Below are 13,555 nucleotides of genomic sequence, written 5' to 3'. Positions count from 1 at the left end.
CCGGCCGCGTGGCCGGGCACCGGCGGGGCCGGGCTGCCTCAGGTGCCGGCCAGGGTACGGTCCAGGAGTGGGAGCAGGCGCTCCCAGTGGCGCTCCAGCCCGGAGGCGCTGAAGGCGTCGGTGTCGGCCATGGTGAAGCCGTGGACCGTGCCGGGGTAGATCTCGTACGGGCCGTCGGCGCCCGCCGCGCCCAACGCCCTGTGGAGCTCACCGGCGACCTCGGGCGACACATCCCCTTCGGCGAGGCCGAGATGGACCTCCGCGGTGAGCGTGGGCACGAGGCGGTGCGGGCTGTCGGGCGCGTCGGTGACCACGAAGCCGGGGTGGAACCCGGCGACGGCGGCCACCCGGTCCGGGTGTGCCGCCGCGGTGCGCAGCGCCAGGAGCGTGCCGATGCAGTAGCCGATCACGGCCACCGGCCCGGCGTTGACCTCGCGTCGGGCGGCGAGGAACGCGAGGTAGGCGTCGGCGTCGCGCAGGACGCGTTCGGGGGCGACGTGCTCCTTGAGCAGGGGCATCAGCCGGGCGATGACGGCGGGCCGGCTCTCCTCCCCTATGTACGCGGGGAGTTCGACGACCGGTGCCGGGCCGTGCCGGTAGTAGAGGTTGGGGGCGAGCACGTAGTACCCGTGCCCGGCCAGTTCGCGGGCCATCTCCTCCAGCACGGGGCGCAGGCCGAAGGCGTCCGAGTACAGCAGCACCCCCGGGTGCCCGTCGCCGTGGTCGGGGAAGGCGGCGAAGGCGTCGGCCAGGCCGTCGGCGGTGGGAATCTGCAGTGTCGTGGTGGGCATGGAAGTCGGATCCTCCTGTCGTGTTGATGTGTGAAGCCTGTGATCAGCACGACGGAGGCGGGGCCCGCGCGGCAGCGGCGAAGGAACCTCGTTCGAACAGCGGGCCCGCACCGGCCCGCCCGGCGCTCAGTGGGGCACCGGGTCACCGATCCGTGTGTGGCGCGACGCCGTCCCGGTGGTCATTCCCCCACCATAGTCAGCCGGCCGGAGCCGGCGCCAGCGTCCCGGCAGGGGCTCGGACCGGTCAGTCCTCCGGCCGTAGCCGCTCACGGGCGGCCGCGAGCCGCTCGTCGTAGTCGGGCGCGAACAGCCCGGGGAGCGCCCTGTCGAGCGTTCCGGCGATCCGGTGGATCGGCGCCCACACCGCCGGGTCGTCGACGACGCGGCTGAGGTCGGTCGTCTGGAGCCTCTCCAGCCAGTGCGACAGCACCAACGCCTCATCGCCCGTGAGCTGGATCGTGATCCGGCTCTCGTCCATATGTGCACCCCTGCGGCTCGGCCCCGTCCTGGACCACATGAGCCTACGCATCCGCCTCCGCCTCGGCCGGCGCCGCCCGTTCGCCGGTGGGCCGGTACGCCGGGGGCCGCGTCAGGTGCCACAGCTCGTTGAACCGGTCGAGGGCGTCCTGCACGGTCCTCCGGGCGGCGGCGAGGCGGGCCGGCGCCGCCGCCCGTTCGGCGGGATCGTCGGCTGTCAGCCCGAACGCCCAGCCCAACCGCGCCTGCCACACGTGGGCATCGCCCGCGCCCGTATCCGCTTCCTTCGTCACGCAGGAGATCATCTTCCGGCCACGGGCGTCGAGGTGCGTCGGCCTCGTACGCGTCCCGGCTCGCAGCGCGCGGCGCGGGCCGGGGCGCGTACGGCGGCCGCTCAGCTGCCGGCCGGGGCGGCCTCGGCGGGTGTGCGGTTCTCGTGCCGCTCCAGCAGGCGTTCGACGTGTCCGGTCCGGGCCAGCCCGGGGCAGGTCCGGCGGGCCCGGTCCAGGGCCGTGCGCGCCTCGTCGAAGCGGCCGGCGGTGGCGAGCGCGGCGGCGAGGGAGCAGCCGGCCTCGGCCTGCCAGAGGCGGGCGGTGTGCAGACCGCGCTGTGCGCGGGCGGAGTCCAGGGCCTCGTCGAGCCGGTTCTCCAGCCGGGCGAGGTCGATCGCCGCCGGGACGCCGCGGAGCACCGCCGCCGTCGGGGCGTCGAACTCGCCCACGGCCGTCATCAGGCGGGGCAGGTACCGGTCGCGCGGAAGTTCACCCGCGTCCGCCGCGCCGACGATCGCACTGCTGATGAGCATGCCCGCGGCGAGGCCCCCGTCGGGCGAGAATCCCCGGGCGGCGACGGCCCGGCCCCACTGCTCCGCCTCGGCGTAGCGGCCCTCGGCGAGTGCGAGCAGTCCCCGGTCCACCTCCGGCCAGTCCGCTGCCGTCATGTCCGCTACGGCGGCGCGCAGTTCGGCGATCCGGCCCTGGTTCACGGCGTTGGCGGCCCTGACGTTGGCCGCGGAGGAGAGCGGGAGGGTGGACGGTTTGAAGGGCACGACGAACAGGATCCGGCCGGTGCCGAACGGGCGGCGCAGCGTTTGCACGATCCGTGCGGCCGTCGTGGCGAGGAACGCCACTCCCGCCGGCCATGTCGTGGTACCGCCCAGCAGCCACAGGCCGATGGCGCTCTGGAGGGCGACGGACAGGGCCGTGCCGAGCCACAGGCGCAGCGGGGCCAGCGGGGCCTGGACGCCGTACCAGAGGACGTACAGCGGGGCGGGTACGGCCCTCAGTTGGACGAGGGCCCCGCCGATCGCGGCTTCGGCCAGGATCCGGCCGGCGCCGAGGCTGACGATGCCGATCCGCTTGCTCTGCGGCCGGGCGGTGAGCAGGACCCAGACCTGGGTGAGCAGCGCGGACATCAGGTAGCCCGCGAGGCCGACGAGCAGGTCCCGGCCGGCGCCGGACCCGCCGTCGACGTTCAGGAGCACGACGGCCACCGCTGACAAGGCCGCGCAGACGAGCGTGGAAAGGTGGATCACAGCGTCAGAGCTTCGGGTACGGGGGCGCCTGTGGGAAGGGTGTGTGACGGACCTGTGATCATTGTTCCGGCAGGTCAGCGCCCTTCCGGGCGCAGCCGGGCGCAGCCGGGCGGACGCCGGGCCGGTGCCCTGTCGGTGGTGGAATTCGTTCGCCGCATGCCCATCCCGAAGGGACAACCGTGGATCCGGCCGGGGGTTCAGGTGGGGGTGTCGCCGGTGCGGGAGGCGGGGGGTGGGAGGCGGAAGAGGCCCTTGAGGCGGTGCAGGGTCTCGGGGTCGCCGGTGGCGGTGGCGGCGCCGGTGTCGATCGCGCGGGTGAGGGTCAGGCGCTGGGCGGTGAGGCCGAGGAAGGTCTCCTCGTCCATGGTGATGGTGGCGTCCGGGTGCTGGCCCGGTCCGTGCAGGGCCTCGATCGTGCCGTCGTCGATCCGGACGTGGAAGACCTCGTCGTCGATGCGGAACTCGTAGACCGCGCGCAGGGCGGTGGCGGCGTCGGGGTCGAAGCAGGCCCGCAGGCCGAGCACCGCCCAGCCGGGGTGGAAGGTCTCGCTCTCCCGTCGTTCGCCCATGGCCCACTTGAGGCCCCATCGGGCGAGCGCCAGTACGGCGGGGCCGAGTTCGGCGCCGGCCTCGGTGAGGGCGTAGGCCGGGGTGCGGGCGGGCGGCGGGAGGGTGACCTTGTGCGCGAGGCCCTCGTGTTCGAGGTGCTTGAGGCGGGCGGCCAGCAGTCCGGTGCCGAGGCCGCGCAGGCTGGCCTGCAGGTCGCCGAACCGCTTGGGGCCCGTGAGGAGTTCGCGGATCAGCAGCAGTGTCCAGCGCTCGCCGACCAGGTCGAGCGTCCGTGCGGTCGCGCAGTACTGGTTGTATGTTCGCTGGTCCACTTCGTCATTCTAGGGCCCGTCTTCGAACCCTCGTCGTCCGCCCGGAGGGCGGGCCGGGCGGCGGTGGGGTGCGTGCATCGCAAGGCGGAGGAGAGAGTCCATGCGGAGCATCGGCGACCGACGACAACGCGGCGAGGTGCGCGCCCCGGCGTCGCCCGGCAGGCGGGGGTTCGAAGACGGGCCCTAGGGTTCGCGCTTCCGGTTCCCGAAGGAGGCGATCTCCAGGAGCGTGCGGGCGAGTGGCCGCGGATCGGTCAGCATCACGTCGTGCGGGCCGTCCAGGGGCAGTGTCCGGTACCCGAGTGCCGCGCCGAACCGGTCGAACGGGTAGGTCGGTGGCCGGCAGTGGACGGCGGTGCCGGGTATCCGGTCGACGGCGCCGCTCAGGCGGGTGGGTTCGGTGAAGGTGCGCAGCGGTTGGGGGCGCAGGCGTGCTTGCAGCCAGGTGGCGTCGTCGGGGTCGAGGATGCCGAACGCGGCCGGGGGCGGGGCGGGGATCAGCCGTCCGTCGCCGTGGGTCTCGGCCGCCGCGCGGACGGCGGTGGCGAAGGCGGCGGGGGCCAGGTCGAACAGGCTCGTCCCGTCGGGTCCGGCCCAGCCGTCGAGGAGGACGATGTGGTCGACGGCGTGGGGGCGCGCGTCGGCGGCCTCCCGGACGACCAGGCCGGCGTAGCTGTGGCCGACCAGGACGAGTTCGTCCTCCGCGGGAACGGTGTCGATGGCGGCGGTGACCTCGTCGACGTGGTCGTGCAGTCCCCGGTCGCGGGGTCCACGGCCGCGGGGTTCCGGGTCGTACGGGCCGTCGGCCCGGGTCGCGCCGAGGTCGGGCAGGAGGGTGCGGGCGCCGGCGGCGTGGAGTGCGGGGACGACGCGGTCCCAGGCCCAGGGGCCGTGCCAGGCGCCGTGGACGAGTACGAACGTGGTCATGGGTCCTCCGGGTCGTCGTGGGGTCTCTCTCGATCCATCCTAGACACTTGACTTCCTGTTTTTGAAGTGGGAGCTTCGGAATCAAGAAGTTGACTACGGGAGGGAGTTCACCATGGACAGCCCGCTCTACACGGCCCGGGCGCACGTCACCGGGGGCCGGGGCGGCCACGGACGCACATCCGACGGACGGCTCGACCTGGACCTGCGGCAGCCGAAGGAGCTGGGCGGGGACGGTGAGGGCGTCAACCCGGAGCAGTTGTTCGCGATCGGGTACGGGGCCTGCTTCGGCACCACGCTGGAGCTGGTCGCCCGACGCGGGAACCTCGCGGCGCACGACGCGCGGATCGACGCGTCCGTCTCGCTGTGGCCGGACGGCGGCGGCTTCAGGCTCGGCGTCGAACTGCGGATCGCCCTGCCCTCGGTCACCACCGGGCAGGCGGTCGAACTGGTCACGACCGCCCACCGGATCTGCCCGTACTCCAACGCCACCCGCGGGAACGTCGACGTGGCGCTGGTGGTCAACGGCACCCGGCTCTGACGGCCGGCCCCGCTCCGCCCCGGTGGGGAGCGGGGCTCCCTCGCGCACGACGGCACCCTCGTACGCGACGGCGGCCGGGGGTCGAACGCGGCGCCCTCGTACACGGCGGCGCCCTCGATCAGCCTGCCGCGGGGAGCCCCGCCGGACCGGACCCGACGGGGACGTGCGCATCATGGGGGCGTACGCATCATGGGGACGCCCGGGCGGGGGCCGGGCCGAGGGGGCGGGGGGTACGGCGTGCGGCGTCATGTGTGTTCCCGGGGGGACTGCGAGCTGTTACTCGTACGGCCCCATCCGGCGTTGCGGCCCGGGGTGGCCGGCTACGGCGGGTACCGGCTGACCGGCGAGGCCCTGCCGGAGCGGGTCTTCGCCCCCAGCGGGAGGGTGACCGTGTTCATCGCGCTGGAGGGCCGGATGTCGGCCGGCCACTGCGGCCTCGGCCCGGACGCGGTGCGCACGGGAGCGAGCGCCGTGTACGGCCCGCACGTGCGGCCCAAGGTCCTCGGCCACCCGGGCGCGGTCGAGGGCGTGGAGATCAGCATGCTGCCCTGGGCGGCCCGTTCGCTGTTCGGCGTGCCGACGGCCGAGCTGGCCGACCTCGTCGCCGACGCCGACGCCCTGCTCGGCAACCGCCTGCCCGCCCTCGCGCAGGCCCTGGGCGAGGTGGCCACCTGGCCCGCCCGGTTCGCCGTCCTGGACCGCGCCCTGCTGCGGTGGACGGCCGCCCGCGCCGGACGCGCACCGCGACCCGACCCGTCCGTGCTGCACGCGTGGGACCTGCTGGCCCGCTCGGCCGGCGCCATGCCGATCCGCGAACTCGCCGCCCGCACCGCCTGGAGCGAACGCCGGCTGGAGATCCGGTTCCGCGAGCACGTCGGGCTCACCCCCAAACGCCTCGCCCGCGCGCTGCGCCTGGAGCGGGCCCTGGGCCTGCTGACCGGCGGCAGCAGCCAGGCGGACACCGCGCTCGCCTGCGGATTCTTCGACCAGTCCCACCTGGCACGCGAGTTCACGGCCCTGACCGGCATGCCACCCGGACGCCTCCTGGCCGCCACGGCATCCGGCCGGTGCGTCTGGCCGGTGCTCTGAGCGGGACGCGCCGCCGACGCCACGCCCGTTCGGTTTTCTCCAAGACCCTGACGGCGGCGGATTGCGAGGCTTGCTCCGCACCCGGACGACACCGGGTGCGGATGCTGACAACCACCGTGAGAGGTGTCGGACATGACTCGTACCTTCGGGCGGATATCCACCGCGGCCGCCGGTATGGCACTCCTGGCGGGCGCCCTGCTCGCCAACGCGCCCGCCGCCGCGGCGGGGACGCCCACGCCGCCGTCCACCCCGACCGCGACGAACGACGTGGTCAAGATCGGCAAGCTGACCCCGGAACAGACCCGGACGATGGACGCGGCGGGCGCGGAGCGAACCGCGTTCAGCCCCCAGACCGATGGGCGGCGCCTGTGCTTCCAGGCGCACTCGCGGACCGGGGGATGGTCCGCCGCGAAGTGCAGTGACAGCGAGGGCTACACCGGGACGGAGGGCCAGAACGACCCGATCGACGTGGTCCGCTTCTGGGTCGGGACGACCGGCGCCCTGAACTTCAACGTGCAGGTGCACTGGGCGAACGACGGCAACAGCTCGGAGTACTACGTGGCACCGGGCAACTCGATCGAGCTCTCCAACATCCACGGCAACCCGCTCCAGGCGATCCACCTGCGGAGCACCAACGAGACCATGAAGGCCGCCGCCCACGTGCAGAACGTGGGCTGGAAGGGCACGAACCAGTGGTCGTACGACCAGTGGATCGGAAGCATCGGCGAGAACCGCTGGATGGAGGCGTTCTGGATCGACATCTGAGCCGGCTCCGCGGTGAGGGGACCCGGTGAGCCGGCCGACCCCTCACCGAACGCCGAGAACGGCGAAGGCCGCCGTCCCGGGTGCGGGACGGCGGCCCATCGGCGGCCGGGACCTCGTCCTGCACGGCGGTCCGTACGAGCCGTGACGCCGTCAGGCCGTTCGCTGCGGCCCGTCCTCCGCCGGGGACGGCGTGACCCGTCCCAGGGCGAGGAGTACGAGGAGGGCGAACGCCGCCACGGCCGTGAGGGTCCGGGCGTCGTTGAACAGCTCCCAGCGGCGCAGGATGCCCGCGTGATCGGCCGGCGGGGCGGTGGCGGCCCACTGCTTGATGCGGCCGTTGATCGGGACGTTCCCGAACCGGGTGATCAGGAAGGACGTGACGGTCAGGCACCCCGCCACGGCCGCGACGACCCGGGGCCCGCCCCGCGTGAACGCGGCCAGCGCGAGGGAGCTGAGGGCGGAGACCGCCATGGCCCCCTGCACGGTGATCCCGTTCATCTTCATCAGCTCGGCGTGGAAGTCGAGCCTCATGTCGAGCGGCACGGCGTTGAAGGTCGGGACGAGGTTGGCGGCGCCGTAGCCGAAGGAGCCGGCGAGCAGGCCGGTGGACAGCAGGGCCAGTCCGTGGAGGAGTCGGGTGCGCACGGGTGGGACCTTCCGTGGGGGCGCGGGCGGTGTCGGTGTTCAGACGGCGGCGATACGGCCGCCCGGTTCGCCCCTGGCCCGGCCGAACGTGCGCGATGTCGGACTCTCCATGTGATCAACGCTGACGCCCGCCGGACCCCACGTCCAGTAGAGGGATGTGCTGCGCCCCAGAACCAACACTTCTGGAGCCCGGTGCTCTCCCCCGCCGCTGCGACCGGGCGGGCCCACGGTGGGTCTGCGGTGGGCGGGTCAGCAGGGCTCGTCGGGGGTGGGGGCTTCGGCGGCGGTCTTCAGGTCGCGCAGCCATGCTTCGAGGCCCTGTCGGAGGATCCGGGTCGCCAGGGGGACGTCGGCGTCGACCTGGGGGCCGGTGTGGGTCTCCTCGGTGGTGACGCGCACGCCGCCCTCGACCTCGGTGAAGTTCCAGACGTGGACGCCGTCGATGTGCAGACCTTCGCCGATCGCCGGGCCGGTCCAGCGGATGCAGGAGTCGCGCTCGATCTGGCCGACGGTCGAGGTGATCTCCAAGCTGGTGGCGGGAGTTGTGGGGTTGGGGGGCACCGGGGTCGTCCAGCGGAACGCCGAGCCCCTGCGGAGCGGGCCGGCGTCGAGGCGTTCCGCGCTCCGCACGGGCGCCTGCCAGGACGGCCAGCGTTCCACGTCGGTCTGCAGCCGCCAGACGGTGCGCAGCGGTGCGTGGATCACGATCTCGGCCCGGTGGCGGACGCGGGCGTCGGGGTCGACGCCCTGTCCGCGGCAGGTCGGGGACGTGCCGGGGTGGGCGCCGCGGGGTGCGGTGGCGGTGGCGGGTACGGCGGTGGCGGGTACGGCGGTGGCGGGTACGGCCGCGGCGCACAGGAGGCCGGCGGCGAGCGGGAGGGTGAGCAGGGTGGCGCGGGTGCCGGGCATGGAGGTCCCCCACACGGATCGACGCAGATAGATGCCTTCGTGTTCGTTAGAAGTTGTAACGCGAGCGCGGGCGGGAGGTCAAGGGACGCCGGGCCGCGGTGACCGCGGACGCGCCCGCCCCGCGCGAGCGCCGCCCTCGTATCGCGGGGCCGAGGAGCCGGATCGGGTTCGGACGACCCGTCACACCGCGTGTTCGCCGGATGAAGTGCCTGCGGGATCGCGGTTCGTCATCGCCCGTCAGATCGGTCGGGTGCCCGCGGCACGGCTCCGGGTGGTGACCGTGCGTGGCGACCGGAGCGGATGGGCACACCCTTTCGCCCCAAAGCGAACCGGTGACTTACCGATCACCCGGCGACCGGTCGGGGGCGGGTGCGGCGAGGGAGGCCGGGTGCGGCGAGGGGGGCCGGTCGCCGCGCCGGGGTCACGGGGAATGGCCTCGACGCGGGGACGGGACCCGGTGGATGAGCCGGCACAGGGCGTAGTGCACGCACAGGAGCGCGAAGACCTCCTGCTCCACGCCCGCGGGGTGCTGCGAGCGCAGCACGGGCGGAGCCCCGTAGGGGCCGAGGATCTCGGCCATCGCGGGACGGGTCTGCTTGTGGAGCATGTACAGGTCGACCAGCTCGTCCGCGGGCGCGGCGTCCGGGTCGGCGATCGTGGTCAGCAGCCGGCGGACCGACGGAACGCACCGGCACTCGGGCTCACGGGCGCCGGCGGGGGCGCACGAGTACGGCCGGTCGCACCATGCGGGGGGCTCCGCGTACAGGATGACGCGCACGCGCGCCTCGCGGCCGGCCCCGCCCCGGCCGGAGGGAGGGGGGAACCGGGCGAGGTACGAGCCGTCGGACATCACCTCCAACGGATGCAGCGCCGGTTCGCCCGTGTCGCACCAGAGGAGGTCGGTGCCTTCGGCGACGATCGCGTGCCAGCCGTCGTGCTGGACGAAGCACCGATCGGTCAGTACCAGCCCTCCTCTCGGGGCCTTGGACAGCAGTTGCAGGGCGACCTCGGGCAGCGCGATCACGGGCGGCCCGGTTTCGACCTCGAACACTCCATGGGCCCTGACCTCGGACAGCACCGTCACGCGCGCCTGCGAGCGGTTGGAGGCGCCGCCCGGGTCGGGGTGCGGGCCGAAGTGGCGCAGGTTCGCCGCACTGCCCGGGAGGTCCACGTCGACCGCGTCCAGCACCGCGATGTGCCGGCCCCGGTACGTGCGACCGTCGCGCGAACCCGGGGCCGGTCGGCACAGACGGTGGAACAGTTCCTTCAAGGGCTCCGGGCCGAGGCGCAGCCTGGCCCGGCCGATGGCGGCGGTGGTGGGGGCCGGCGGCGGGCGCCGGTTCTCGGACGTCACGGACCGGCCGGGCGGCACCAGCTTCATGACGTCGGCATAGCCGAGTTGCGGGAACAGACACATCGCCAGGACGAAGTACACGACGGTCTCGGCCGGCAGGAGCCGCTGGCGTTTCTCGAGTCGGCCGCACCTCTCGATCGCCTCGCGGACGACCTCCGCCGGGAAGGCCTCCGTGAGGACTCCCATCGCGGCTTGGTCGGCGAGCCGTTCGCCATCGGGTCTCCTTCGCTGTCCCAACCTCGGCACACGCCGTTCAACGCCGTCGCCCCCCGCGAGGTCACTAAGTCACCGGTCGGGTCGACCTGACGGGATGTCGGCTCCCGTCGCCGGTGCCTAGCGTGAGGACGCGCCGCACCGTGCGGCCCGCCGGGTCGGACCGATCGAAGGATTCGACGCCCCGAGCGCCCAGGAGGCCTCGCCCCGTCCCGGGAAGCCGCCGACCAACCCTCGACTTCCAAGTGGTGTCATGTATAGATCAATTTGTGGACCCGCCCCTCTCGTCCTCGCCAGGCTCGGCGCGCTGGTCACCATCGCCCTCCTGCTGACCGTTCTGCTCCCGGGCCGCTCCTTCGCGGCCGGCGGCCTCGTCCAGGACCGCCTCTCACCGCCGCTGATGACCGAGGGCGTGGCCACGGCCGCCCGACTGACCGTTCACGCCCCCACCTGCACCACCGTCAAGTCCCTCGGCGTCGCCGTGCGCGACGAGGACGGGGAGAACCTCGACTTCCCGGGGGCCGCCTCCGATGTGCAGGTGTGCCGACGGGGACGGACGATCGTCACCCAGGAGCACACGCTTCCCGCCGGCCGGTACACCGTCTTCGGCTACTGGCAGGACTACGCGGGCGGGTGGCACAACCTGCCCGCGCACACCCTGACCGTCCTGGGATCCGGCGCCACCTCGGGCCTGGGCATCCCCCACTTCCCCGGGAGCACGCCCTCCTCGCCGACCGCGGGCAAGTCACTGGTCTGGTCGGAGGAGTTCGACGGGCCCGTTCGCTGGGGATCCCGGTGGGTCGGCGACACCACGTCCGCCTTCCGCTACGGGGACCACAACCCGGACGACCACAAGCTGGACTGGCTGAGCACCGACGCCGTGAGCGTCGAGAACGGCGTCGCCACCTTCACCGCGTCCCCGTCCGGCCGCACGCTCGAGAACGGCCGCCAGGCCTGGGACACCGGCCTGCTGACCACGGAGCGCTCCGCCGAGGGATTCCGGGCCCGGACGGGCGACTACATCGAGACCCGCGTGGAGCTGCCCGCCGGCACCGGCGCGTGGCCGGCGCTGTGGACCTGGAAGAACGGCCGCAACGAGGTGGACACCTTCGAGTACCACCCCGACCACCCCGCCCTGCTGGAGCTGACCAACCACGTCCGCCGGCGCTCGGGGTCGTACGACGACGCCGACGAGGTGGGACCCGGCGCATGGGTCACCATCGGGACGTACTACGGGTCCAGGTCGGTCGACTGGTACGTCAACGGGGTCCGGGTGCACCGCGACCGCGCCGGCGTCGGCACCCTGTGGTCCGCCTACCTCATCCTGAACCTGTCCGTCTCGGACGGCCGGTACCACCCCACCCCGGTCGACGACACCCCCCTGAGCTTCGCCGCCGACTACGTCCGGGTGTACCGGTGACGAAGGACCCCGGGCGGTGACGAAGGACCGCGGGCAGTGACGAAGGACCGCTGACGTCGACGAGGCCCCGCAGCTGTTGAAGGTGCCACCGAGCACACGCCGGCGGCACCTTCAGCGACCGCTCGGGGCCGGCGGAACGGCCCGGGCCCGGCACTGTTCCGCGGACGTTCGCCGGGGGGTGCGGAGCCGGGCCGCGTACTCGTCCGTGAGGATGCCGCAGCTGCACCAGTCGCCCGCGCACGGGGCGCCGGCCTCGGCGCCGTACGGGCCGAGGCCGGCCATGAGGCGAAGCACCTGCACACGTTCCGGCGCGGCAAGAGCGGGGAGCGCCGCGGAGGACGGCAACCGCTGCCAGACGGCCGGATCGTCCTCCACGTCACCGACGACCCGCGCGTCGATGAACAGGGTGTAGAGGGGATGCTCGGGAAAGTCGTTGAGTCGCAGGACCCACCAGCGCCCCCCGACCCGGGCCGCGTAGCAGAAGACACCCGTACCCGTGTCGCTCCACGTGGCCTCCGGGGGCAACGCCGGGAGGGGGATCACGTGTTCTCCCACTGACCGAGCTCGTGGGTGCAGTACCGGCGCAGCAGACTGACGAACTGTGCGAACTCCGCGTCGGACAACGGGCCGTCGGGCCCCGGGGTCGTCTCCACGACAGCAACGGTAACGCGGGCGACTCCGCCCCCGGAGGGCCGGGTGGTCGCGCACGGAGGAACGCCCGCGCCGGCCGCAGGTCACCGGCGGCGCTGAACCCACTGCCGCTCGGCCGCCGCGGCCACACATGCGCCGACCGGCCGGTCCGGCGGGCCGGTCGGCGCTTCCGGCCGCAGCGATCCGCGCGCCCCGCGCCTCTCCCGCGGGCCGGGGCCGGGGCCGCCCCGGGCAGGGGTCAGTGCGCCAGGGCCGCCTTGGCGGCCACGATGACCAGGCCGAGCAGCAGGTTGACGACGCCCTCGCCGAGCGCCATCCGGCGCGACGCACCGGCCCGGATCGCGCCGAGGGTCGCCCAGGTGACCTGCTGCGCCACCGCGACGCCGAGGGCCAGCCAGGCGGTCCCGGGCAGGCCGAGGCCGACCAGCGGGCTGATCGCCACCGCGGCCGCGGGCAGCACCGCGGCCTCCACGATGGACCACTCGTGCCCGGCGACCCGCCACACCTCCCGGCGGTCGACGGGCTTGCCGACGGTACGCTCGCCGGCGACCAGCGCGTACACGTGCGCGGCCCAGAACACCAAACCGGTGACCAGCAGCAGCCCGATCAGCTGCAGGCGCGGGAAGTCCCCGGCGGTACCGGCGGTGGCCACGACGGACGCGGCGAGCAGCGAGCCGTACACCGCGCCGGCGTAGTCCGTCCGGCCGGAGCGGCGGCGCCGTGCGGGCACGGACCGGCCCGTCGGGGCTGGAGAAGTGGTCACCCCACCCAACATAGGGGCCCCCGGCAGGCTCCCCGGCGGTCGACTCGGCCGAACGGGTGACCGGAGCCGGCGGTCATCTCACCGTCCGTGCCTCTCCCCCGACGTGCGCGGCGGGCGCCGGCAGCACCCGCGCGAGGGCAGCGGGCCACGACGGCGCAGTGCCTCGCCCACCGTCAGCGGCACGGTGTTGGCCGCCGGATCGCCGCCGAGGTGCTCCCCGGCGACTGATCCGCCAAGTGGGCTGCCCGGCTTCTCAGTTGCCGCGGGCGGTGATGTTGCCGTACGAGGTGGTGGCGGTGACGGCCAGGGCGGGGGTGCCGGTGTTGGTGAGGGCGTTGTGGACGCGGCCGTAGGCGGTGCCGGCGTCCAGGGTCGCGCAGGTACCGCGGGCCGCGGTCACGCTGATGTCGCCGTACTCGGTGCGCAGTTCGACCGTACCGGCGACGGCCTCGGTGATGGTGAGGTCGCCCTTCAGGGTGCTCAGCCTCGCGTCGCCGGTGAGGCGGCCGAGGGTGATGTCACCGGCCTGGAGGGTGAGGCGGGCGGCGGCGGTCTCGTCGAACTTCACCGAGGCCTGGGCGCCCTCGAAGACCACCTC

The 13,555-nt window shown here is 73.9% G+C and carries 16 protein-coding genes; 4 read left to right on the top strand and 12 right to left on the bottom strand.

Going from position 1 to position 13,555, the window contains the following annotated elements; all coding sequences use genetic code 11:
- Positions 1–38: 38 nt before the first annotated feature.
- From ACWEQL_RS35335 to ACWEQL_RS35310, 6 genes are all read right to left on the bottom strand, one after another.
- The gene (locus ACWEQL_RS35335; RefSeq protein WP_452154484.1) at positions 39–791 is read right to left on the bottom strand and encodes a dienelactone hydrolase family protein; all 753 of its coding nucleotides are present in this window, start codon (positions 789–791) and stop codon (positions 39–41) included.
- A gap of 244 nt (positions 792–1,035) precedes the next feature.
- Complete coding sequence (locus ACWEQL_RS35330; RefSeq protein ID WP_452154483.1) at positions 1,036–1,269, bottom strand: hypothetical protein; 234 nt, start codon at positions 1,267–1,269, stop codon at positions 1,036–1,038.
- Positions 1,270–1,312: 43 nt separating this feature from the next.
- A complete protein-coding gene (locus ACWEQL_RS35325; RefSeq protein WP_452154482.1) occupies positions 1,313–1,561 on the bottom strand; it encodes a hypothetical protein in 249 nt (82 codons plus the stop codon).
- Between the two features lie 101 nt (positions 1,562–1,662).
- Positions 1,663–2,751 carry a hypothetical protein gene (locus ACWEQL_RS35320; protein ID WP_452154481.1) on the bottom strand — a complete coding sequence of 363 codons (1,089 nt, stop codon included), beginning with the start codon at positions 2,749–2,751 and terminating at the stop codon, positions 1,663–1,665.
- 248 nt (positions 2,752–2,999) lie between these two features.
- Positions 3,000–3,683 carry a winged helix-turn-helix transcriptional regulator gene (locus ACWEQL_RS35315; protein ID WP_452154480.1) on the bottom strand — a complete coding sequence of 228 codons (684 nt, stop codon included), beginning with the start codon at positions 3,681–3,683 and terminating at the stop codon, positions 3,000–3,002.
- A gap of 183 nt (positions 3,684–3,866) precedes the next feature.
- Positions 3,867–4,610, bottom strand: a complete 744-nt coding sequence (locus ACWEQL_RS35310) for an alpha/beta fold hydrolase (protein WP_452154479.1) — start codon at positions 4,608–4,610, stop codon at positions 3,867–3,869.
- Positions 4,611–4,722: 112 nt separating this feature from the next.
- On the opposite strand from ACWEQL_RS35310, the gene ACWEQL_RS35305 reads away from it, so the two are divergent.
- From ACWEQL_RS35305 to ACWEQL_RS35295, 3 genes are all read left to right on the top strand, one after another.
- Positions 4,723–5,148, top strand: coding sequence for an Ohr family peroxiredoxin (locus ACWEQL_RS35305; protein ID WP_452154478.1), 426 nt, complete (start codon positions 4,723–4,725; stop codon positions 5,146–5,148).
- Positions 5,149–5,448: 300 nt separating this feature from the next.
- Positions 5,449–6,237, top strand: coding sequence for a helix-turn-helix domain-containing protein (locus ACWEQL_RS35300; protein ID WP_452154477.1), 789 nt, complete (start codon positions 5,449–5,451; stop codon positions 6,235–6,237).
- Positions 6,238–6,369: 132 nt separating this feature from the next.
- Complete coding sequence (locus tag ACWEQL_RS35295) at positions 6,370–7,002, top strand: hypothetical protein (RefSeq protein WP_452154476.1); 633 nt, start codon at positions 6,370–6,372, stop codon at positions 7,000–7,002.
- 150 nt (positions 7,003–7,152) lie between these two features.
- Here ACWEQL_RS35295 and ACWEQL_RS35290 read toward each other — a convergent pair whose 3' ends face one another.
- From ACWEQL_RS35290 to ACWEQL_RS35280, 3 genes are all read right to left on the bottom strand, one after another.
- Positions 7,153–7,647 (bottom strand): DUF1772 domain-containing protein, encoded by a 495-nt coding sequence (locus ACWEQL_RS35290; protein WP_452154475.1) that lies wholly within the window; start codon positions 7,645–7,647, stop codon positions 7,153–7,155.
- 249 nt (positions 7,648–7,896) lie between these two features.
- Positions 7,897–8,556, bottom strand: a complete 660-nt coding sequence (locus ACWEQL_RS35285) for an SRPBCC family protein (protein ID WP_452154474.1) — start codon at positions 8,554–8,556, stop codon at positions 7,897–7,899.
- Between the two features lie 421 nt (positions 8,557–8,977).
- Complete coding sequence (locus ACWEQL_RS35280) at positions 8,978–10,096, bottom strand: transposase domain-containing protein (protein WP_452154473.1); 1,119 nt, start codon at positions 10,094–10,096, stop codon at positions 8,978–8,980.
- Between the two features lie 280 nt (positions 10,097–10,376).
- Between ACWEQL_RS35280 and ACWEQL_RS35275 the strand changes: the two genes are divergently transcribed.
- Complete coding sequence (locus ACWEQL_RS35275) at positions 10,377–11,543, top strand: glycoside hydrolase family 16 protein (RefSeq protein ID WP_452154472.1); 1,167 nt, start codon at positions 10,377–10,379, stop codon at positions 11,541–11,543.
- Positions 11,544–11,654: 111 nt separating this feature from the next.
- Here the strand turns inward: ACWEQL_RS35275 and ACWEQL_RS35270 are convergent, their stop codons facing one another.
- The 3 genes from ACWEQL_RS35270 to ACWEQL_RS35260 form a co-directional block, all read right to left on the bottom strand.
- The gene (locus tag ACWEQL_RS35270) at positions 11,655–12,086 is read right to left on the bottom strand and encodes a hypothetical protein (RefSeq protein ID WP_452154471.1); all 432 of its coding nucleotides are present in this window, start codon (positions 12,084–12,086) and stop codon (positions 11,655–11,657) included.
- A 346-nt stretch (positions 12,087–12,432) separates the two neighbouring features.
- The gene (locus ACWEQL_RS35265) at positions 12,433–12,957 is read right to left on the bottom strand and encodes a hypothetical protein (RefSeq protein ID WP_452154470.1); all 525 of its coding nucleotides are present in this window, start codon (positions 12,955–12,957) and stop codon (positions 12,433–12,435) included.
- A gap of 253 nt (positions 12,958–13,210) precedes the next feature.
- A partial coding sequence (locus tag ACWEQL_RS35260) for a DUF4097 family beta strand repeat-containing protein (RefSeq protein WP_452154469.1) occupies positions 13,211–13,555 on the bottom strand: 345 nt, incomplete at its 5' end.

The sequence above is a fragment of the Kitasatospora sp. NPDC004240 genome, assembly GCF_053603215.1.
Note: the sequence above shows the minus strand (reverse complement) of the source record. Positions and strands in the feature narration are given on the sequence as shown.

Excerpts from the sequence above, each read along its gene's own strand:
- ACWEQL_RS35335 (WP_452154484.1), bottom strand. The coding sequence starts at position 791 with ATGCCCACCACGACACTGCAGATTCCCACCGCCGACGGCCTGGCCGAC.
- ACWEQL_RS35330 (WP_452154483.1), bottom strand. The coding sequence starts at position 1,269 with ATGGACGAGAGCCGGATCACGATCCAGCTCACGGGCGATGAGGCGTTG.
- ACWEQL_RS35310 (WP_452154479.1), bottom strand. The coding sequence starts at position 4,610 with ATGACCACGTTCGTACTCGTCCACGGCGCCTGGCACGGCCCCTGGGCC.
- ACWEQL_RS35305 (WP_452154478.1), top strand. The coding sequence starts at position 4,723 with ATGGACAGCCCGCTCTACACGGCCCGGGCGCACGTCACCGGGGGCCGG.
- ACWEQL_RS35295 (WP_452154476.1), top strand. The coding sequence starts at position 6,370 with ATGACTCGTACCTTCGGGCGGATATCCACCGCGGCCGCCGGTATGGCA.
- ACWEQL_RS35285 (WP_452154474.1), bottom strand. The coding sequence starts at position 8,556 with ATGCCCGGCACCCGCGCCACCCTGCTCACCCTCCCGCTCGCCGCCGGC.
- ACWEQL_RS35280 (WP_452154473.1), bottom strand. The coding sequence starts at position 10,096 with ATGGGAGTCCTCACGGAGGCCTTCCCGGCGGAGGTCGTCCGCGAGGCG.
- ACWEQL_RS35275 (WP_452154472.1), top strand. The coding sequence starts at position 10,377 with ATGTATAGATCAATTTGTGGACCCGCCCCTCTCGTCCTCGCCAGGCTC.